15 protein-coding genes and 1 pseudogene are annotated in these 20,895 nt (G+C 69.2%); 7 read left to right on the forward strand and 9 right to left on the reverse strand.

The features are described from left to right. Positions 1 to 28: 28 nt before the first annotated feature. Positions 29 to 3,565, reverse strand: a complete 3,537-nt coding sequence (gene dnaE, locus ACFWP7_RS36020) for a DNA polymerase III subunit alpha (RefSeq protein ID WP_384390591.1) — start codon at positions 3,563 to 3,565, stop codon at positions 29 to 31. 312 nt (positions 3,566 to 3,877) lie between these two features. On the opposite strand from dnaE, the gene ACFWP7_RS36025 reads away from it, so the two are divergent. After that, positions 3,878 to 5,206, forward strand: a complete 1,329-nt coding sequence (locus ACFWP7_RS36025; RefSeq protein WP_384390594.1) for a DUF2252 domain-containing protein — start codon at positions 3,878 to 3,880, stop codon at positions 5,204 to 5,206. Positions 5,207 to 5,272: 66 nt separating this feature from the next. On the opposite strand, the pseudogene ACFWP7_RS36030 reads toward ACFWP7_RS36025, so the two are convergent. After that, positions 5,273 to 5,479 (reverse strand): annotated as a pseudogene (locus ACFWP7_RS36030) (zinc ribbon domain-containing protein); the annotation flags it as partial. Between the two features lie 288 nt (positions 5,480 to 5,767). Here ACFWP7_RS36030 and ACFWP7_RS36035 point away from each other — a divergent pair. From ACFWP7_RS36035 to ACFWP7_RS36045, 3 genes are all read left to right on the forward strand, one after another. After that, entirely contained in the window at positions 5,768 to 6,457 is a 690-nt protein-coding gene (locus ACFWP7_RS36035) for a hypothetical protein (RefSeq protein WP_384390597.1), read from the forward strand. 101 nt (positions 6,458 to 6,558) lie between these two features. Next, the gene (locus ACFWP7_RS36040; RefSeq protein ID WP_384390600.1) at positions 6,559 to 7,371 is read left to right on the forward strand and encodes a thioredoxin domain-containing protein; all 813 of its coding nucleotides are present in this window, start codon (positions 6,559 to 6,561) and stop codon (positions 7,369 to 7,371) included. 185 nt (positions 7,372 to 7,556) lie between these two features. After that, entirely contained in the window at positions 7,557 to 9,227 is a 1,671-nt protein-coding gene (locus ACFWP7_RS36045; protein ID WP_384390603.1) for an alkaline phosphatase D family protein, read from the forward strand. 60 nt (positions 9,228 to 9,287) lie between these two features. Here the strand turns inward: ACFWP7_RS36045 and ACFWP7_RS36050 are convergent, their stop codons facing one another. Beyond that, positions 9,288 to 9,857, reverse strand: coding sequence for a dienelactone hydrolase family protein (locus ACFWP7_RS36050; protein WP_384390606.1), 570 nt, complete (start codon positions 9,855 to 9,857; stop codon positions 9,288 to 9,290). Between the two features lie 143 nt (positions 9,858 to 10,000). On the opposite strand from ACFWP7_RS36050, the gene ACFWP7_RS36055 reads away from it, so the two are divergent. Beyond that, positions 10,001 to 11,116 (forward strand): mechanosensitive ion channel family protein, encoded by a 1,116-nt coding sequence (locus ACFWP7_RS36055; RefSeq protein ID WP_384390611.1) that lies wholly within the window; start codon positions 10,001 to 10,003, stop codon positions 11,114 to 11,116. A gap of 10 nt (positions 11,117 to 11,126) precedes the next feature. Here the strand turns inward: ACFWP7_RS36055 and ACFWP7_RS36060 are convergent, their stop codons facing one another. The 6 genes from ACFWP7_RS36060 to ACFWP7_RS36085 form a co-directional block, all read right to left on the reverse strand. Then, entirely contained in the window at positions 11,127 to 11,867 is a 741-nt protein-coding gene (locus ACFWP7_RS36060; RefSeq protein ID WP_384390614.1) for an SDR family NAD(P)-dependent oxidoreductase, read from the reverse strand. A 125-nt stretch (positions 11,868 to 11,992) separates the two neighbouring features. Then, the gene (locus tag ACFWP7_RS36065; RefSeq protein ID WP_384390617.1) at positions 11,993 to 13,579 is read right to left on the reverse strand and encodes a Na+/H+ antiporter; all 1,587 of its coding nucleotides are present in this window, start codon (positions 13,577 to 13,579) and stop codon (positions 11,993 to 11,995) included. A gap of 100 nt (positions 13,580 to 13,679) precedes the next feature. Continuing rightward, entirely contained in the window at positions 13,680 to 14,147 is a 468-nt protein-coding gene (locus tag ACFWP7_RS36070; RefSeq protein ID WP_384390619.1) for a GNAT family N-acetyltransferase, read from the reverse strand. Continuing rightward, positions 14,144 to 15,088 carry an RluA family pseudouridine synthase gene (locus tag ACFWP7_RS36075; protein ID WP_384390622.1) on the reverse strand — a complete coding sequence of 315 codons (945 nt, stop codon included), beginning with the start codon at positions 15,086 to 15,088 and terminating at the stop codon, positions 14,144 to 14,146. The genes ACFWP7_RS36070 and ACFWP7_RS36075 overlap by 4 nt, the downstream gene beginning before the upstream one ends. Positions 15,089 to 15,170: 82 nt before the next feature. Beyond that, on the reverse strand, positions 15,171 to 15,881 hold the full coding sequence (gene lspA / locus ACFWP7_RS36080) for a signal peptidase II (protein WP_384390625.1): 711 nt from the start codon (positions 15,879 to 15,881) through the stop codon (positions 15,171 to 15,173). An 88-nt stretch (positions 15,882 to 15,969) separates the two neighbouring features. Then, positions 15,970 to 16,671, reverse strand: a complete 702-nt coding sequence (locus tag ACFWP7_RS36085) for a TraR/DksA family transcriptional regulator (RefSeq protein ID WP_384390628.1) — start codon at positions 16,669 to 16,671, stop codon at positions 15,970 to 15,972. Here ACFWP7_RS36085 and ACFWP7_RS36090 point away from each other — a divergent pair. Beyond that, positions 16,664 to 17,203, forward strand: a complete 540-nt coding sequence (locus ACFWP7_RS36090; protein WP_384390631.1) for a hypothetical protein — start codon at positions 16,664 to 16,666, stop codon at positions 17,201 to 17,203. The two genes, ACFWP7_RS36085 and ACFWP7_RS36090, sit on opposite strands and share 8 nt — an antisense overlap. Before the next feature lie 446 nt (positions 17,204 to 17,649). Next, complete coding sequence (ileS, locus tag ACFWP7_RS36095) at positions 17,650 to 20,787, forward strand: isoleucine--tRNA ligase (RefSeq protein WP_384390634.1); 3,138 nt, start codon at positions 17,650 to 17,652, stop codon at positions 20,785 to 20,787. The last annotated feature ends 108 nt before the right edge of the window (positions 20,788 to 20,895 follow it).

Here is a 20,895-nt window from a genome sequence, read left to right on the forward strand (position 1 = left end):
AACTGTTCAGACGGGTCGGCCCGCTGGTTCAGCCGGCCAGGCAGGCCGGTCCGAGCAGCACCTTCAGGTCGCCGAAGAGCGCCGGATCCGGCTTCACCCGGTGCCGGTCGAGCCGCAGCACCGTCGTCTTGAGCGGTCCCTGGAGCTTGATACGGACCTCGCTCTCGCCCTTGTGGTGGCTGAGGATCTCACCGAGCCGGCTCACCATCGGCGGGGTGACCTTCACCGACGGGATGGTGAGGATCACCGGCGCGTTGGTGCCCGCGTTCGACAGGTCCGGGGCCTGGAGTTCCATCGCGACCAGACGCGGCACGTCCTCACGCTTGTCGAGGCGTCCCTTGACGAACACCACGGCGTCCTCGACGAGTTGGGTCGACACCAGCTGGTAGGTGGCCGGGAAGAACATGCACTCGATGGAGCCCGCGAGGTCCTCGACGGTGGCGATCGCCCAGGCGTTGCCCTGCTTGGTCATCTTGCGCTGGAGGCCCGAGATGATGCCGCCGATGGTCACCACCGCGCCGTCCGCGTGCTCACCTCCGGTGAGCTGGGAGATGCCCGCGTCGGCCTTGTCGGACAGCACGTGCTCCAGACCGAAGAGCGGGTGGTCGGAGACGTACAGGCCGAGCATCTCCCGCTCCTGGGCGAGCAGATAGACCTTGTCCCACTCCTCGGTGGTGAACTCGACGTCGAGTCCGAAGCCGGGCTCGCTGGTGTCCTCGTCGCCGCCCCCGAAGAGGTCGAACTGCCCCTCGGCCTCCTTGCGCTTGACCGCCACCACGTTGTCGATCATCGGCTCGAACTGCGCGGTGAGGCCCTTGCGGGTGTGCCCCATGGTGTCGAACGCGCCCGCCTTGATCAGCGATTCGGTGGTGCGCTTGTTGCAGGCGACCGCCTCGACCTTGTCGAGATAGTCGGGGAACGAGCCGTACTTCCCCTTGGCCTTGCGGCTCCTGATGATCGACTCGACCACGTTCGTGCCGACGTTACGGACGGCGGAGAGGCCGAAGAGGATCACGTCGTCGCCCTGCGCGGCGAAGTTCTGCTCCGACTCGTTCACGTTCGGCGGGAGCACCTTGATGCCCATACGCCGGCACTCGTTCAGATAGACCGCCGACTTGTCCTTGTCGTCCTTGACCGAGGTGAGCAGCCCCGCCATGTACTCGGCGGGGAAGTTCGCCTTCAGATACGCGGTCCAGTACGAGACCAGGCCGTACGCGGCCGAGTGCGCCTTGTTGAACGCGTATCCGGCGAACGGGACCAGCACGTCCCACAGGCCCTGGATCGCCTCGTCGCTGTAGCCGTTCTTGCGGGCGCCGGCCTGGTAGATGCTGAAGTTCTTCGCCAGCTCGTCGGGCTTCTTCTTGCCCATCACGCGGCGCAGGATGTCGGCCTCGCCGAGCGAGTACCCGGCGATGATCTGGGCGGCCTTCTGCACCTGCTCCTGGTACACGATCAGACCGTAGGTGACGGCCAGGACCTCTTCGAGGGGCTCTTCGAGCTCCTTGTGGATCGGGGTGATCTCCTGGAGCTTGTTTTTGCGCAGGGCGTAGTTCGTGTGCGAGTCCATGCCCATCGGGCCGGGACGGTAGAGCGCCGAGACGGCGGAGATGTCTTCGAAGTTGTCGGGCTTCATCAGGCGCAGCAGCGAGCGCATGGGGCCGCCGTCGAACTGGAAGACGCCGAGGGTGTCGCCGCGCTGGAGCAGTTCGAAGGTCGTCGGGTCGTCGAGCGGCAGGGCCAGCAGGTCCAGGTCGATGCCCTTGTTGGCCTTCACCATCTTGACGGCGTCGTCCATGATCGTGAGGTTGCGCAGGCCCAGGAAGTCCATCTTCAGCAGGCCGAGCGACTCGCACTGGGGGTAGTCCCACTGCGTGATGGTCACGCCGTCGGTGTGCCGCACCCAGACCGGGGCGTGGTCGACGATCGGCTCGCTGGACATGATCACGCCGGCGGCGTGCACGCCCATCTGCCGGACCAGGCCCTCGACGCCCTTGGCGGTGTCGATGACCTTCTTCACGTCCGGCTCGTTCTCGTACATCGCGCGGATCTCGCCGGCCTCGCCGTAGCGCGGGTGCGCGGGGTCGGTGATGCCGCTGAGGTCGATGCCCTTGCCGAGGACGTCGGCGGGCATCGCCTTGGTGAGCCGGTCGCCCATGGCGTACGGGTAACCCAGCACGCGCGCGGAGTCCTTGATGGCGTTCTTCGCCTTGATCTTTCCGTACGTGCCGATCATGGCGACCTTGTCGGCGCCGTACTTCTCGGTCACGTACCTGATCACCTCGACGCGCCTGCGCTCGTCGAAGTCGATGTCGACATCGGGCATGGAGACGCGCTCGGGGTTGAGGAACCGCTCGAAGATCAGACCGTGCGGGATCGGGTCGAGGTCGGTGATGCCCATGGCGTAGGCGACGATCGAACCGGCCGCCGAACCACGGCCAGGACCCACCGCGATGCCCTGCTTCTTGGCCCACATGATGAAGTCGGCGACGACGAGGAAGTACCCCGGGAACCCCATCTGGATGATGACGTCCATCTCGTACTCGGCCTGCTTCTGGCGGTCGTCGGGGACACCGCCGGGGAAGCGGCGGGCCATGCCGAGGCGGACCTCTTCCTGGAACCAGGTGATCTCGGTGAAGCCCTCGGGGATGTCGAACTTCGGCATCAGGTTCCTGGCCTCGAACATGCCGCTGGTGTCGATCTGTTCGGCCACCAGGAGCGTGTTGGCGCAGCCCTCCTGCCAGGCGTCCGAGGAGTCGATGGCGTACATCTCGTCCGTGGACTTCAGGTGGTAGCCGGTGCCGTCGAAGCGGAAGCGGTCCGGGTCCGAGAGGTTCTTGCCGGTCTGGATGCACAGCAGCGCGTCGTGGGCGGTCGCCTCGTGCGCGTACGTGTAGTGCGAGTCGTTCGTCACCAGGGGCGGGATGCCGAGCTTCTTGCCGATCTCCAGAAGGCCGTCGCGGACCCGGCTCTCGATCTCGATGCCGTGGTCCATCAGCTCCAGGAAGTACCGGTCCTTGCCGAAGATGTCCTGGTACTCGGCGGCGGCCTTCAGTGCCTCGTCGTGCTGGCCCAGCCGCAGCCGGGTCTGGAGCTCGCCGGAGGGGCAGCCGGTGGAGGCGATGAGGCCCTCCGACCACTGGGAGATGGTCTCCTTGTCCATCCGCGGCCACTTCTGCAACCAGCCCTCGGCATAAGCGTCCGAGGAAAGCTTGAAGAGGTTGTGCAGGCCGGTGCTGTTCGCCGCCCAGATCGTCTTGTGCGTGTAACCACCCGAACCGGACACGTCGTCGCGCTTCTGGTGCGGCTGGCCCCACCGGATCTTCCGCTTGTTGCGGCGCGACTCGGGGGCTACGTACGCCTCGATCCCGATGATCGGCGTGACGCCGGCCTTCTTGGCCGTGTGGAAGAAGTCGTACGCCCCGTGCAGGTTGCCGTGGTCGGACATGGCGATATGCGTCATGCCCATCTCATTGCAGACATTGAACATGTCCTTCAGCCGCGCGGCACCGTCCAGCAGCGAGTACTGGGTGTGGACGTGCAAGTGCGTGAACGGCGTCTTTGACACGGCTTCGGCCTCCTGAGGAAACGCTGGGCGACAGGCTGCGGACAGTCTGGGCGGACAGCGTCGAAGTCTATGCCGGGGCACTGACACTTGAGATGAGTATGGCGGCGCGAAGCGCCACGATGAGGGATGGTGACCGGGTGACGGGTGGGACATCGCACGTACCTTCATGCGGGTACTCGTGCACCGAGCGCGTACCTTCGTCCGGGAAATACGGGCACTCCGGCCTTCCGTCGCACGTTGGAAGTGGACGGACTCCCGTTCCCACCCATGTCCCACACGTCAAGCACCACCTGCACCAGGAGGCACCCAGCGATGTCGGTCCCGCAGCTCAGCGACGAGCAACGCGGCGAGCAGATCCTCGCCGTATTCGACACCGCCTTCGGCGAGCTCCTGGCCGCCGACCCGGCCGCGTTCCGCGTGAAGTTCCGCAAGATGGCGGCCTCCGCCTTCGCCTTCTACCGAGGCACGGCGGGCCTGTTCTACTACGACCTGGAGCAGGAGAAGCGGGGCGGTCCGTACCTGGACGAGCGCACCTCACGCGTGTGGATCCACGGCGACCTGCACGCCGAGAACTTCGGCACGTACATGGACGCCCAGGGCCGCCTGATCTTCAATGTGAACGATTTCGACGAGGCCTACGTCGGCCCGTTCACCTGGGACCTCAAGCGCTTCGCCGCCTCCGTGGCCCTGCTCGGCTACGCCAAGGCGCTCAGCGACGGGCAGATCACCGAGCTCGTGCACACCTACGCGGCCGCCTACCGCGAGCGGATCCATGCCCTCGCCACCGGCGCCAAGAGCGACGAGGTGCCGCCCTTCACACTGGACACCGCCGAGGGCCCGCTCCTGGACGCGCTGCGCGACGCCCGCTCGCTGACCCGCTTCGGACTGCTCGACTCGATGACCGAGATCCGTGACTTCGAGCGCCGCTTCGCGTCCGGCGGCGGCTCCATCGAGCTGGACGCCGCGACCCGCTACAAGGTGCTGGCCGCCTTCGACGGCTACCTGGAGACGCTGCCGGAGTCCTCACTAACCCGCCCCGACTCCTACCGCGTGAAGGACGTCGTCGGCCGCCGCGGCATCGGCATCGGCTCGGCGGGACTCCCGTCGTACAACATCCTCCTGGAGGGCAACAGCGACGCCCTGGAGAACGATGTGGTGATCTACATCAAGCAGGCCCAGACCCCCGCCGTCTCCCGGCACATCACGGACCCCTCGATCCGCGACTACTTCCAGCACGAGGGCCACCGCACGGTCATCTCGCAGCGCGCCCTCCAAGCGCACGCCGACCCGTGGCTGGGCTGGACCGAGCTGGACGGCGCGGGCCAGCTGGTCGCCGAGGTGTCCCCGTACGCGGTGGACCTGGACTGGGGCGACATCGACGACCCGGAGGAGATCGCCTCGGTCGTCGCCGACCTCGGCCGGGCCACGGCCACGATGCACGCCGCGGCGGACGACGAGAGCGGCCACTCGGAGCTGGTCCCGTTCTCCACGGAGCGCGCCATCGACGCGGCGATCGCCGCCGACGAGGACGCTTTCCCGGGCCTCCTGATCGACTTCGCGCACGCCTACGGCGCCCGCGCGCGTGCCGACCACCAGATCTTCGTGGACCTGTTCCGTAACGGACGGATTCCGGGTCTTTGACTTGCTCCTCGGGCTGAAGCCGGCTTCAGCCCGAGGATTGTGGCCTTCTCGTCCGTTGCTGTGCCGCTACGCGGCACGGGGTTCGGGCGGGAATCCGTGGCTTCCTGTTTCGTCGCGCTGTGCCAGGACGAGTCCTGGTCTGACCTGCGCTCCACAGGCTGTAACCGCCAGTCCGGCGGCCGTTTTCACGTTCTTCGCGGCGTTGTGGTCCCGGTCATGGACCGTGCCGCACGCAGGGCAGGTCCACTCCCTGATGTGGAGAGGTTCGGGGCCCCTGGCCGGCGCCACGCGCTCAGGAGCGTCCGGCGTACCGAAGCTGCATGACGATCACACTAGACATGCCCCACGCGCACCGTCACGAGAGAACATCCGTACAAAGCGTCACCGTTCCCGCCGCAGCGCCCGGCTCCGCCGGAACGAGGCCGCGACGCACCCCTCAGATTCACGTCACCACCGGGCTGAAGCCCGACACACTGCGAATGAATCCCGGCAGCGGGCGGCCAAACTAGCAGGGACCCTTTAGCAGCCCTTTACAGGAGCACGTGACACACTCTCCCCGCTATGGACATATCCGGGACCCACCTCAGAGCCGTACGCGCGGCGCTGTTCACGGCCATGGTCGTGACGCTCAGCACCGCGTCGCATGTGCTGCTGTCCCGGGTTCCGCTGCCGATGGGGACGGTGGCCGCGATCGCCGCCGCCGTCTTCGTGGTCGCCTACGCCCTTGGGGGCCGCGAGCGCGGTTTCGGGCGGATCGCCGTCCTGCTGATACCGCTGGAGCTGGCAGCCGACACCGTCTTCACGACAGGCCAGCACGTCTGTTACGGCAGGGCGGGAGGCCCGGTCGCGGGCCCGCTGCGCTCGGTCGGCTTCGACCTGCTGTGTGGCGGGGGCTCCGTCGGCTCCCCGCTTACCCGGGTGACCGGCACCGGCGGCGAGCGCGCCGCGGCGCTGCTCACCCACACCGACCCGACCGCCGCCTGGCTGCTGCTCGGCGCGCACATCGGCGTCGGCCTCCTCGCCGCCGCCTGGCTGCGCCGCGGCGAGCGCGCCCTCGAACAGCTCCTGCACGCGGCTGCCGCGTCGACCTTCCGGCCACTGCTGATCGCGGTCGCCGCGGTGACCGTACGACTGCTCGCCCCGGTACGCCGCCTGCCGCGCCCCACGCGCCGGACGGCCACCGCCCGCACCCGCCTGTTCGTGCACTCCCTGGGACGGCGCGGACCGCCGAGCTCCGTCGCTTTCGCGTGAGCAAGCCCGTCTGAGCGACGGAACCCGAGCACCAGCAGTCCCCCATACGTATCCCGCATACGACATACGACGTGTGCGCGTCCCACCTGGAGATCACCGATATGAGCCAGCGGAACAGCAAGGCCGCGAAGACGGCGGCCCGTGAGCGCCTGCGCGTCGAGCGCGAGCGTCAGGCCAAGCGCGACAAGGTCAAGCGCCAGGTCATCGTCGCCTTCTCCATCGTCGGCGTCCTCGCGATAGCCGGCGGCATCAGCTACGCGGTCGTGCAGGGCAACAAGCCCGGCTACTGGGAGGCCGCGAAGGACGACAAGCTCGTCAAGCCGGCCAACACCACGGGCACGGACGGCACGACGGTCGTCATCGGCAAGAGCACGGCCAAGAAGACCCTTCAGATGTACGAGGACCCGCGCTGCCCGATCTGCGCCCAGTTCGAGCAGACCGTCGGCGCGACCGTCGACAAGGGCGTCGACGACGGCGAGTACAAGATCCAGTACATCGGCGCCACGTTCCTCGACAACAGCCTGAGCGGTGAGGGCTCCAAGAACGCGCTCAGCGCCATGGGCGCCGCGCTGAACGTCAGCCCCGATGCCTTCCTCGCGTACAAGACCGCGCTGTACTCGACGAAGTACCACCCCGAGGAGACCGACGACAAGTTCAAGAACGACTCGTACCTGATCGAGGTGGCGGACACCGTCCCGGCGCTGAAGGACAACACCAAGTTCCAGACGGCCGTCAAGGACGGCACCTACGACAAGTGGGCGCTGGACATGTCCGCCAAGTTCGACGACAGCGGAGTGACCGGCACGCCGACCCTGAAGATGGACGGCAAGACGCTCACCGGCTCCGACGGCCAGAACGCGCCGATGACGGTGGCCGACTTCACCACGGCGATCGACGCGGCGCTCAAGGCCTGACGTAGTCCGGCAGACCCGGGACCTGAACAGGGTCCTGCCCTCCCGTGACTTGAACAGGACTGGCCCTCCCAGGGCCTGAACAGGACTGGGCCTCCCATGACTTGACGGGTCCAGCAGTCGAAGGGCGGGCGAACTTTCGGAGTTCGCCCGCTCCCGCCTTGTACTCGCCGGTAACCTGCTCGCTCGTGACCAGTCGCTTCAGATCATCCGACTCCTCGGGCGCCGCCGACTCCCGCGCCCCGCGCCGCCGTACGGTCGTCAAGGCCGCGGCCGCCACCGCCGTACTCGCGGCCCCGCTCGCGGCCTCTCTCCCGGCCCGCGCCGCCACCGAGGCCCCCGCCTTCCTGCACGGTGTCGCCTCCGGGGATCCGCTGCCCGACGGCATTCTGCTGTGGACCCGGGTGACGCCCACCGCCGAGGCGGTACCCGGCTCCGGGCTCGGCCCGGACACCGAGGTGAGCTGGACCGTCGCCACGGACAAGACGTTCGGCTCGATCGTCGCCAAGGGTTCGACCACCGTGTCGGCCGCCTCCGACCACACCGTGAAGGCGGACATCCGCGGCCTGCAGCCGGCCACCGACTACTGGTTCCGCTTCTCCGCCGGCGGCACCGACTCGCCCGCCGCCCGCACCCGCACCGCCCCGGCGGCCGACGCCACCGTGACCGGCCTGCGCTTCGGCGTGGTCTCCTGTGCCAACTGGGAGGCGGGCTACTTCTCCTCGTACCGCCATCTCGCGGCGCGCGGTGACCTGGACGCCTGGCTGCACCTCGGCGACTACATCTACGAGTACGCGGCCGGTGAGTACGGCACGCGCGACACCGTCGTACGCCCGCACGCCCCCGCAAACGAGATCACCACCCTCGCCGACTACCGCACCCGGCACGGGCGTTACAAGACGGACCCCGACCTCCAGGCTCTGCACGCCGCTGCCCCGGTCGTCGCCATCTGGGACGACCACGAGTTCGCCAACGACGCCTGGTCGGGCGGCGCCGAGAACCACACCGAGGGCGCCGAGGGCACCTGGACGGCGCGTCAGGCAGCCGCGAAGCAAGCCTACTTCGAGTGGATGCCGGTTCGCCCGGCGATCGCGGGCACCACCTACCGCCGCCTCCGTTTCGGCAAGCTCGCCGACCTGTCACTGCTGGACCTGCGCTCGTTCCGCTCCCAGCAGGCGACCATCGGCAGCGGCTCGGTCGACGACCCGAACCGTACGCTCACCGGCCGGGCCCAGCTCGACTGGCTGAAGTCGGGACTCAAGGCCTCGGACACCACCTGGCGCCTGGTCGGCAACTCGGTGATGATCTCGCCGTTCGCCATCGGCTCCCTCGCCGCCGACCTCCTCAGGCCGCTCGCCGAGCTGCTCGGCCTCCCCAAGGAGGGCCTGGCCCTCAACACCGACCAGTGGGACGGCTACACGGACGACCGCCGCGAGATCCTGGCCCACCTACGGTCCAACGCGATCCGCAACACCGTGTTCCTGACCGGCGACATCCACATGGCCTGGGCGAACGACGTGCCGGTCGACGCCGGTACGTACCCGCTGTCCGCCTCCGCCGCCACCGAGTTCGTCGTCACCTCGGTCACCTCCGACAACCTCGACGACATCCTCAAGGTCCCCGAGGGCAGCGTCTCGGCGATCGCCGCGCCGATCATCCGCGTCGCCAACCGGCATGTCCACTGGGTCGACACCGACCGCCACGGCTACGGCGTCCTGGACATCACCGCCGACCGCGCGCAGATGGACTACTACGTGCTCTCCGACCGCACGAAGGCGGACGCGACCTCGTCCTGGGCCCGTTCCTACCGCACGCGCAGCGGCACGCAGAAGGTGGAGCGGACGTACGACCCGGTGTGAGGCCCCGAGTACGAGGGTCCCAAGTCTGAGGGTTCCAAGGACCCGTTGCAGAAAGACCCGTTACAGGCTGTCGAGGAAGCCGAGCACCACCTTCCAGGTGGCCTCGGCGGCCTCCGCGTCGTAGTCGGGCAGGTCGGGGTCGGTGTACAGGTGCCCGGCACCCGCGTACCGATAGACCTCCACATCGGCCCCGGCTCTGCGCATCTGCAGATACCAGGAGCTCAGCCAGTCGTCCGTCTCGAACGCGTCGGGCTCGGCGACATGCAGCTGGACGGACAGCTCGTCCACCGACGCGCTCTCCGCGATGTCCGACGTGCCGTGCAGAAGCAGCAGTCCGCGGGCCTTCTCGTCGCCGAGCGCGAGGGTCTGCGCGATGGAGGCGCCGAGCGAGAATCCCGCGTACACCACACCGCGGTCCGAGTAGGGCGCGGCGGCCAGGACCGCGCGTCTGAGCAGCTCGTCCTTGCCGATCCCGTCGTTGAAGGCCATGCCCTCCTCCACGGTCTCGAAGGTGCGCCCCTCGAAGAGGTCGGGAGTCCACACCTCGTGGCCCGCCGCACGCAGCCGGTCCGCCGCGGCGTGCACCGCCGGCCGGAGCCCGTAGGTCGAGTGAAAGAGCATGATGTTCATGAGCCCCATGGTGCCAGCCCCCACTGACAACGCCTGATCAGGCCAGTACCGACGGCGATCGGGCCAGTACCGGCGCCGCAGTACCCCGGACCCGGCCAAGTACACGTGTTCATTGGCCCCCGGGGCCGGTTACGGTCTCAGGCATGGAGAACGTACTGCGCCCTCTGATCGTCCTCGGCGGCTCGGTCGTGCTCACGCTGCTCATCGGGTGGGCCGTGGACATCACGCTGCGACGGGCCGACGCCCGGCACGGCGAGACCGGGCTGTGGGGCCTGCTCCGCCGTGCCGGTATCCCCTTCCAGCTGGTGCTGTGCATGGCACTGCTGAGAGGCTCGTACGCCCAGGCCCAGATCGCCCGCGACAACTCGGCCGCCGTCGGCCGGATCCTGTCGCTGATCCTCATCGGGTCCACCGCCTGGCTGGTCGTGCGGATCGCGGCGGCGATCGTCGAGACCTCGTACTCGCGCTACGCCAACGCCCACCACGACCCGGCGCGGGTCCGCCGGGTGCGGACGCAGGTGACCCTGATCCAACGCGTGGTCTCCGCCATCGTGGGCGTGGTGGCGGTCGCCGCGATGCTGCTCACGTTCCCGGCGATGCGCGCGGCCGGTGCCTCTCTGCTGGCCTCGGCCGGCATCCTCGGCATCGTCGCCGGTGTCGCCGCCCAGTCGACGCTCGCCAACATGTTCGCGGGGCTGCAGATCGCCTTCGGCGACATGGTGCGCCTCGGCGACACGGTCGTGGTGGACGGCGAGTGGGGCACGGTCGACGAGATCACACTGACATTCCTGACGGTACGGACGTGGGACGAACGCCGGATCACGATGCCGGTCTCGTACTTCGTCTCCAAGCCCTTCGAGAACTGGTCCCGCGGCAGCACCGAGATGACCGGCATCATCTTCTTCCAACTCGACCACTCCGCACCCGTGGAGGCGATGCGCGAGCAGCTGCGGGACATCCTGCGCGCGTGCCCGGCCTGGGACGGCCGCGACTACGGGCTGGCCGTCACTGACTCGACACCCAACACCATGGAGGTACGCGCCCTGGTCACCGCCAAGGACGCGGACGACATCTGGACGGTACGGGTCACGGTCCGCGAACGGATGATCCGCTGGCTGACCGAGGAACACCCCTACGCGCTCCCCCGCGTCAACACGGCAGACGCCACACTCCCCCCGGGCCACACCAACGGCACGCCCCCACGCACGAACCGCGACCGAGCCACCGAGCCCCCGAGGACGGGCCCGGGCAGAGGCTGACGTCCTGGGTTCAATGTCCGCGCTCCGCACCACCGTTGACCTGTACGACCTGCGCGGTGACATGTCCGGCGCCCGGCGACGCCAGCCAGTGCAGCGTCGCGGCGATGTCCCCGGGCGTCCCCGCACGCTTCGTCGAGGTCTCCCCGACGAGCCGCTCCCGCCGCGCCCGTTCGATCTCTCCGCCGAAGAACTCGGTGTCCTCGACATAGCCGGGCGCCACCACGTTCACGGTGATCCCGCGTGGCCCCAACTCCCGTGCCAGATCGAAGGCGTACGGGTGCAACGCGGCCTTGGACGCCGCGTACGCGCCGCTCCCGGAACCCCGGTAGGCGGCGATGGAACTGAGAAACAGCACCCGCCCGCCGGGCGAGGCCAGCCGCTCCCGCAGGGCCTCGGTGAGCAGCACTGCGGTCAGCGTGTTCAGCCCGAAATTGACGGTCCAGTTGTGCGCGACGGCTTCGAGCGGGTCTTCGCTGTCGACCCCGGGTTCCAGGATCCCGCTGCCACCGGCACTGTGAATCAGTACGTCCACGGTGCCGAGCTCGGCGGCCACGAACTCGGCGACGCCGCGCACGCCACGCGGATCGCTCAGGTCGGCCGCAAAGCTGAGCGCCCCCGGCACCCCGGCCTTCTCCAGGACCTCCGCCCGTCGCCCGAGCACCAGCACCCGGTCCCCGTCCGAGGCGAACGCCTGCGCCGCCGCGAGCCCAATTCCCGTACCGCCACCACTGATCACCACGTTGCGCGCCATGATCCGATCGTACAAACCCGCAGCCGCAGACGACATGGATCCCGCACGGGAGACATGAACTCGTCATCAGGGCAGAAGCGGGCGGTGCGCAGGTGGGAGACGGTCCGCTCAGGCCCGACGCAGTGTCACCGTAGGCTGCGCACATCCAGGTGCCGCAGTACCCGGTCCACGATCTCCGGGTCCGCCCCCGGCTCGCTCCGTGCGGACAGCACCTCGTGTCGGGCCGCGCTCATCATCTCGCCCTGGATCCGGCGGAATCTCTTGACCCGCCGGACCCGCTGCTCGTGCCCCTCGCGCCGCTCGCCCTCTCCCAGGTCCGGGCTGATGCGCAGTCCGATGTCGAGCGCGCGCCGCCGCAGCTGTTCGGACACCTCGTCCGGCAGCTCCTCCACCCCCTCGATCTCCTTCAGCCTCCCGCGCGCCGCCTTCGCCGCCCGTACCGCGAGCTCTCTTTCGAAGGCCTTCTCGGCCTTGGTGTCGGAGCGCACGCCGAGCCTCTTGACGATCCAGGGCAGCGTCAGCCCCTGCACCACCAGCGTCGCCATGATCACGCCGAACGCGATGAACACGATCTCGTCCCGGTCGGGGAAGGCCGAACCGTCGTCCGTGTTCAGCGGGATCGCCAGGGCGAGGGCCACGGAGGCGACCCCTCGCATCCCCGCCCACCACATCACGACGGTCTCCCGCCAGGAGATCGGGATGTCCTCGTCGTAGTCCCGCTTGGCGTGCAGCCGCCGCGTCAGCCAGGTCGCCGGCAACAGCCACGCGAGGCGTACGAACACGACGACGGCGACGATGGCGGCGGCCCAGCCCAGCATCTCCCCCCACCGCCCCGACGCCGTCCTGATCGCGTTGTGCAGTTCGAGTCCGATCAGCCCGAACGCGACCCCGGTGACCAGGGTGTCCACCACGTCCCAGAACGACTGCCCGGCGAGCCGGATCAGGACGTCGTCGGCATCGGTGGCGTACTCCGCGAGGAACAGGGCCGTGGTGAGCACCGCGAGCACCCCGGACCCGTGCAGCTCCTCGGCCAGTACGTAGGAGGCGAACGGCACGAGCAGGGTCAGACCGATGTGCAGCGTGGCGTCGTCGAGCAGGCCCATCAGCTTGTTCGTGCCCCAGCCGAGGGCGAACCCCACGGCGAGCGCGATGACGGCGGACAGCACGAAGTCGAGGCCGGCCCGCCAGGGCGAGAAGGTCCCGCTGACGACTGCGGCGATCGCGACGTGGTACAGCACGATGGCCGTCACGTCGTTGAAGAGACCCTCGCCCTCCAGGGTCGACACCAGTCGTCGTGGCAGCCCGAGCTGTCCCGCGACGGCGGTCGCCGCGACCGGGTCGGGCGGCGCCACGAGGGCGCCGAGCGCGACGGCGGCGGCGATCGGCAGCCCGGGCACGATCGCGCTCGCGACCGTGGCCACCGCCGCGGTGGTGACGAACACCAGCGCCACGGCCAGCAGGAAGATCGGGCGCTTGTTGGCCGCGAACTGTCTCCACGACGTGCGCCGCACGGAGGCGTAGAGCAGCGGCGGCAACAGCGCGGGCAGGATCAGGTCCGGCGGGATGTCCACATTGGGCACGAAGTCGAGCACGGCGAGGACGATCCCGAGAAGGGTCATCAGCACCGGCGCGGGCAGCCCAAGCCGGTCCCCCACCGGGACACTCAGCACGGCCCCGAGCAACAGCGCGAACAACAGGGCCAACTGATCCACGGTCAACGCTCCGGCAGGGTCTGGGCGATCAGGGAAGATCCAGACCCCAGCGTGCCACGCGCCTACGACAAACCGTCGGCGACAGCCGCTCGGCCCCGCCTCAGAGTGCTTTGCGCATCGCCCGGTGCGCGATCCCGGCGTCCGGGAACTCCGCACCGTACGCCACGTACCCGAGCCGCTCGTAGAAACCGAGGGCGCGCGTCTGCGCGTGCAGATCCACCGCGGCCAGTCCACGCGCGCGTGCCGCGTCCTCGATGGCGCGTACGAGCGCGGCGCCGACGCCGAGCCCGCGCTCCTCCCGCGTCACCGCGAGCCGCCCGAGCGAACCGACCGTCAGGTCGCCGTCGGTCCTCGAGGCGGCGGCCTCGCCGTACAGGAGGCGTCCCGTACCGAGCGGCACCCCGTCCTCACGGACGGCCAGCACATGCAGGGCCCCGTCGTCGTACGCGTCGAACTCGGCGTCCTCGGGCACGCCCTGCTCGCCGACGAAGACCTCCTTGCGCACCGCGAAGCACGCCTCACGGTCGGAGGCGTCGCCGGCGACCCGCACCTCGTGGGAGGCACTCACGCGTAGCTCTCCTCACGCACCTTGTCGAGCGCCTTCTGCAGGTCCTCGGGGTAGCCGCTCTCGAACTCCACCCACTGGCCGTCACCGGGGTGCTCGAAGCCGAGCCGCACCGCGTGCAGCCACTGCCGGGTGAGACCGAGCCGCTTGGAGAGGGTCGGGTCCGCGCCGTACGTCAGGTCGCCGACACAGGGGTGCCGGTGGGCTGCCATGTGGACGCGGATCTGATGCGTGCGCCCCGTCTCCAGCTTGATGTCGAGGAGGCTGGCGGAGCGGAACGCCTCGATGAGGTCGTAGTGCGTGACCGACGGCTTGCCCTCCGCTGTCACAGCCCACTTGTAGTCGTGGTTCGGGTGGCGTCCGATCGGGGCGTCGATCGTGCCGCTCATGGGGTCCGGGTGGCCCTGGACCAGCGAGTGGTAGCGCTTGTCGACGACGCGCTCCTTGAACTGACGCTTCAGCGAGGTGTAGGCGCGCTCCGACTTGGCCACGGCCATCAGGCCCGAGGTGCCGACGTCGAGCCGGTGCACGATGCCCTGGCGCTCGGCGGCACCGGAGGTCGAGATCCGGTAGCCCGCGGCGGCCAGGCCGCCGATGACGGTGGTCCCGGTCCAGCCGGGGCTCGGGTGCGCGGCGACACCGACCGGCTTCATGATCACGACGATGTCGTCGTCGTCGTGAACGATCTCCATGCCCTCGACGGGCTCGGCGACGATCTGCACGGGCGCGGGGGCCTGCGGCATCTCCACTTCCAGCCAGGCGCCGCCGTGCACGCGCTCGGACTTGCCGACCACCGAGCCGTCGACCGTGACCTTCCCCGCAGCGGCGAGCTCGGCGGCCTTCGTGCGGGAGAAGCCGAACATGCGGGAGATGGCGGCGTCGACACGCTCGCCCTCCAGGCCGTCGGGCACGGGCAGGTTGCGGATCTCGGGAACGGTGCTCACCCGTCGAGTATGCCGGACGGGTCCGACACCGCCCGACCACAGCCCGAACATCAGTGCCCTTGAGCAGCGCCGCAGACCGGGCTCAGTCCTTGTGGACGGTCCCGTCCGGGTCGAGGCCACGGAAGGACAGCAGCACGATCAGGATGCCGCCGCAGACGATGGCCGAGTCGGCCAGGTTGAAGACCGCGAAGTGCTTGGGCGCGATGAAGTCGACGACCGCTCCCTCGAAGACGCCCGGCGAGCGGAAGATCCGGTCGGTCAGGTTCCCGAGCGCGCCGCCCAGCAGCAGGCCGAGCGCGATCGCCCAGGGCAGGCTGTACAGCTTGCGCGCGAGCCTGGCGATCACCACGATCACGGCAACCGCGATCACCGTGAAGATGATGGTGAAGGCCTCACCGAGTCCGAAGGCCGCGCCCGCGTTGCGGATCGCCTCGAACTTCAGCCAGTCCCCGATGATCTCGATCGAGTCGTGGTGCTCCAGCTTCGCGACCACGATCATCTTGCTGACGAGGTCGAGGACGTACGCCAGGGCGGCGACCGTGAACAGCACGGCGATCTTTCGCTTGCCCTTCGGCCGCTCGGCCGGGATGCCGCTCTCGTCCGCATCGGAGCGCTCGGCCGGGTCCTGTGACCCCGTCACGCCGGAGCGCCCGTCCGTGGCCGACTCGTCCTGGGCCGACCCGTCCGAGCCGGACCGCTCGCCCGACGCCGCGTTCTCGTCGGACTGCTCCGGCCCGGACCCCGCCGCCCCTGGGATGTCCGGCGTACCGATGATGCGCTCCGCCTCTGCCACGTGAGTCCCTCAACCTAGGTTCCTGACTGAGGACGAGGGTACGACACACCCTCTGACGCCCATGTGCTCAGGAGCCCTCCCGCGCCGCTCAGTAGCGGCGCTCCTGCTTCTGCTTGCACTCGACACACAGGGTGGCGCGCGGGAAGGCCTGCATCCGCGCCTTGCCGATCGCGTTGCCGCAGTTCTCGCAGAGTCCGTACGTGCCCGCTTCGAGGCGCTCCAGCGCCCGCTGGGTCTGCTCCAGCATCTCGCGTGCGTTGGCGTTGAGCGCCATCTCGGACTCGCGCGTGATGTTCTTCGTGCCGGTGTCCGCCTGGTCGTCGCCCGCGCCGTCCCCGGAGTCCCGCATCAGGCCCGCGAGCGCCTCCTCCGACGACGAGATCTCTGAGCTCAGGCGCAACGCCTCGGACTGGAGCTCCGCGCGCGCCTCCGCGACCTCGTCCGGGGTCCAGGGGTCCTCGCCGGGGCGCACCGCGAGCCCGCCGGGCTCCACCACCGCGGAGACCCGCGCCTTGGGAACCGCGCGGGGCTTCTTGGCCGCCGTGGCCGTACCAGGAGTCTTCTTCGCAACCACCGTCGTGGCTCCCGTCGTCTTCGCGGCCTGGGCCGCGCCCTGGGCCGCGGACGCGACCCCCTTCTTCGCCGTACTGCTGGTGCTCTTCCTGGCGGCGCGCTTCGCAGCGGCCTTCTTCGTCGTACCGGCCTTCGGAGGCGCCGGCTCCTCCGGAGCGGCCTCCGCCACCGCGGCCTTCTTCCCGACGGCCTTTTTGGCCACCGCCTTCTTGGCCACCGCCTTCTTGGCGGCGGTCTTCTTGGCCGAAGCCTTCCTAGCAGCCGTCTCCGAAACAGCCGGCTTCGAAGCAGTCGACTTCGAAGCCGACCTCTTAGGGGCGGCCGTCTTCGAAGGCGCCGCCGCAGAGGTGGCGGCCGCCTTGCCGGACGCCGCCTTCCCTGTTGCCGCCTCGGACGCCTCGGACGCCCGGGACGCCTTAGATGCCGCCTTCGCGGCCCTCCCGGAAGCGTTCTTCACCGGCTTGGAGGCGGTGGTCCCGCCCTCCGCCGGTGCCCCCTGCGCGCTCTTCTTCCCACTCACATCCTTGGCCGCCGGACCCGTGGATCTGCCGGACGCCGACTGCTGTACGGCGGTCTTCTTCGCCACCATGGCCGCGGCCCCTTCACATATTGTGATCTTGCTCGCGAATCGTGCTGGGACGATAAATCGACTTCCGACCCGCGGCAACGCAGCACACCAGCAATTTGCCCGCCCCGCGGGTCCCGCACGACAAGCCTTCAAGCGTTGTGCCCAGCTCCCCGCCCGGTAATCCGCCGAGTCCGGTGTCCCAGGATCCGGACGTCGCCACCTCGCCATTCGGGTCACTTCGCAGGCCACCGGGCCTCGCCGGAAAACCGGTCGGGCACTGTCCTTGCGGCGCCGTACACTGGGCGGAGCGAGAAGCATGGATGGGGACGAGTAGCGGCGTAAGCGGCCAGGAGCGACCCGGGGGCGGTGGAAGCCCGGGGGCAAGCGCGACGCGAAGATCACCCCGGAGCCGCCGGAAGAAAGCCGCAGCCCAGCTGTCAAGGCCAGTAGACCCGGTATCGCAACCCCAATGAGGGGGCTCGCCGGTGCGCACAGGGCGCCGGAGGGCCAAGGAGGGTGGTACCGCGGGAGCGCGCCGCACACGGCGTCCGCAGCGGCTGCAAGGCAGCCGCACAGGCTCTCGTCCCTCCGACGGAAGGCAGCAAGTCCGTTGGAGGAAGCTCGCTGATGACAGCGCCGACGTACCGCCAGGTGCCCGCCCAGGTCGACCTGCCCGCCCTTGAGCACGCCGTGCTCGACTTGTGGCGCGAGCAGAAGATCTTCGCCAAGACCCTGGACCAGTCCGAGGGCCGCCCCGAGTGGGTGTTCTACGAGGGCCCGCCCACGGCCAACGGCATGCCGGGCGCCCACCACATCGAGGCGCGCGTCTTCAAGGACGTCTTCCCCCGGTTCCGCACCATGCGCGGCTACCACGTGGGCCGCAAGGCCGGCTGGGACTGCCACGGTCTCCCGGTGGAGCTGGCCGTCGAGAAGGAACTGGGCTTCACCGACAAGCAGGACATCGAGGCGTACGGCATCGCCGAGTTCAACGCCAAGTGCCGCGAGTCCGTGACCCGCCACACCGACGCCTTCGCCGAGCTCACGACCCGCATGGGGTACTGGACCGACCTCGACGACCCGTACCGCACGATGGACCCCGAGTACATCGAGTCGGTCTGGTGGTCGCTCAAGGAGATCTTCAACAAGGGGCTGCTGGTCCAGGACTACCGCGTCGCCCCCTGGTGCCCGCGCGACCAGACGGGCCTGTCCGACCACGAGCTGGCGCAGGGCTACGAGACCGTCGTCGACCCCTCCGTGTACGTCCGTTTCCCGCTCACCTCCGGTCCGCTGGCCGGCCGCGCCGCGCTCCTGGTCTGGACGACGACCCCTTGGACGCTGGTCTCCAACACCGCGGTCGCCGCGCGCCCCGACGTCGCCTACGTCGTCGCGACCGACGGCGAGGAGCAACTGGTCGTCGCCGAGCCGCTCCTCGCCAAGGCGCTCGGCGAGGGCTGGGAGACCACCGGCGAGACCTTCACCGGTGCCGAGATGGAGCGCTGGACGTATCAACGTCCGTTCGAGCTCGTGGAGTTCCCGGAGCCCGCGCACTACGTGGTGAACGCCGAGTACGTGACGACCGAGGACGGCACAGGTCTGGTCCACCAGTCCCCCGCCTTCGGTGAGGAGGACCTCAAGGTCTGCCGCGCGTACGGGCTGCCGGTGGTGAACCCGGTCCGTCCGAACGGCACGTTCGCCGAGGACGTACCGCTGGTAGGCGGCGTCTTCTTCAAGAAGGCGGACGAAAAGCTCACCGAGGACCTCAAGGACCGCGGTCTGCTCTTCAAGCACGTGCCGTACGAGCACAGCTACCCGCACTGCTGGCGCTGCCACACCGCGCTCCTCTACTACGCGCAGCCCTCCTGGTACATCCGCACCACGGCCGTCAAGGACCGCCTCCTCCAGGAGAACGAGAACACCAACTGGTTCCCGGAGACCGTCAAGCACGGCCGGTACGGCGACTGGCTGAACAACAACATCGACTGGGCGCTGTCCCGCAGCCGTTACTGGGGCACCCCGCTGCCGATCTGGCGCTGCACGGAGGACCACCTCACCGTCGTGGGCTCCCGCGCGGAGCTGACCGAACTGACCGGCACCGACCAGTCGGAGCTGGACCCGCACCGCCCGTTCATCGACGCGGTCACCTTCCCGTGCCCCCGGTGCGCCGAGACCGCGACCCGCGTACCGGAGGTCATCGACGCCTGGTACGACTCGGGTTCGATGCCGTTCGCGCAGTGGGGCTACCCGCACAAGAACAAGGAACTGTTCGAGTCCCGCTACCCGGCGCAGTTCATCTCCGAGGCCATCGACCAGACCCGCGGCTGGTTCTACACGCTGATGGCCGTCGGCACCCTGGTCTTCGACAAGTCGTCGTACGAGAACGTGGTCTGCCTGGGCCACATCCTCGCCGAGGACGGCCGCAAGATGTCCAAGCACCTGGGCAACACCCTGGACCCGATCCCGCTGATGGACCGGCACGGCGCGGACGCGGTGCGCTGGTTCATGGCGGCCGGCGGCTCCCCGTGGGCGGCACGCCGCGTGGGCCACGGCACCATCCAGGAGGTCGTCCGCAAGACGCTCCTCACGTACTGGAACACGGTCGCCTTCCAGGCCCTGTACGCACGGACGTCCGGCTGGGCACCGAGCGAGGCGGATCCGGCCCCGGCCGACCGCCCGGTCCTCGACCGCTGGCTCCTCTCCGAACTCCACGCGCTCACCGACCAGGTGACACAGGCCCTGGAGGCGTACGACACCCAGCGCGCCGGAAAGCTCCTGTCGGCGTTCGTCGACGACCTGTCCAACTGGTATGTACGCCGCTCCCGTCGGCGCTTCTGGCAGGGCGACAAGGCGGCGCTGCGCACCCTGCACGAGGTCGTCGAGACGGTCACGCGTCTGATGGCCCCGCTGACCCCGTTCATCACCGAGCGGGTCTGGCAGGACCTGGTGGTGCCGGTCACGCCGGGCGCCCCCGAGTCCGTACACCTGTCCTCCTGGCCGGAGGCGGACCTGTCCGTCATCGACCCGGAACTGTCCAGGCAGATGATGCTCGTACGCCGTCTCGTGGAACTGGGCCGCGCCACGCGCGCGGAGTCGGGCGTCAAGACCCGCCAGCCGCTGTCCCGCGCACTGGTCGCGGCGACGGGCTTCGAGACGCTGGACCACGAGCTGCACGCACAGATCACCGAAGAGCTGAACGTGAGCGCGCTGGCCTCGCTGAGCGAAGTGGGCGGCTCGCTGGTCGACACCACGGCCAAGGCGAACTTCCGCGCCCTGGGCAAGCGCTTCGGCAAGGGCGTCCAGGCGGTGGCGAAGGCCGTCGCGGAAGCCGATGCCGCCGCGCTCTCCCTCGCCCTGCGTGCGGGGACGGCCTCGGTCGAGGTCGACGGTGAGACGGTGACGCTGGCCCCGGATGAGGTGATCATCACAGAGACGCCGCGCGAGGGGTGGTCGGTGGCTTCCGACTCCGGCGCGACCGTCGCTCTCGACCTGGAGATCACCGAGGAACTGCGCCAGGCGGGCCTCGCCCGTGACGCGATCCGGCTGATCCAGGAGGCCCGCAAGAACAGCGGCCTCGACGTGGCCGACCGCATCGCGCTCCGCTGGACCTCCACGGACCCGAAGGTCATCGCGGCGCTCGCCGAGCACTCCTCCCTCATCGCCGACGAGGTCCTCGCCACGGACTTCGCCCAGGGCGAGGCGGACGACACCTACGGCACCCCGTTCATCGACGAACCCCTGTCCCTGACGTTCCGCCTCCGCAAGGCGTAAGGGGTTCTCAGCCCGTCCGACGCCGGAGATCTTTCACCCCGCCCGGCGCTGGAGATCTTTCACCCCGCCCGGCGCTGGAGATCTTTCAGCCCGTCCGGCGTTTGAGGA

Source organism: Streptomyces sp. NPDC058470 (assembly GCF_042721055.1).
Classification (GTDB): Bacteria; Actinomycetota; Actinomycetes; order Streptomycetales; family Streptomycetaceae; genus Streptomyces.

Coding starts and splice junctions, on each gene's coding strand:
- ACFWP7_RS36050 (WP_384390606.1), bottom strand. CDS start 9,857: ATGAACATCATGCTCTTTCACTCGACCTACGGGCTCCGGCCGGCGGTG.
- ileS (WP_384390634.1), top strand. CDS start 17,650: ATGACAGCGCCGACGTACCGCCAGGTGCCCGCCCAGGTCGACCTGCCC.
- ACFWP7_RS36025 (WP_384390594.1), top strand. CDS start 3,878: ATGTCGGTCCCGCAGCTCAGCGACGAGCAACGCGGCGAGCAGATCCTC.
- ACFWP7_RS36060 (WP_384390614.1), bottom strand. CDS start 11,867: ATGGCGCGCAACGTGGTGATCAGTGGTGGCGGTACGGGAATTGGGCTC.
- ACFWP7_RS36035 (WP_384390597.1), top strand. CDS start 5,768: ATGGACATATCCGGGACCCACCTCAGAGCCGTACGCGCGGCGCTGTTC.
- ACFWP7_RS36055 (WP_384390611.1), top strand. CDS start 10,001: ATGGAGAACGTACTGCGCCCTCTGATCGTCCTCGGCGGCTCGGTCGTG.
- ACFWP7_RS36040 (WP_384390600.1), top strand. CDS start 6,559: ATGAGCCAGCGGAACAGCAAGGCCGCGAAGACGGCGGCCCGTGAGCGC.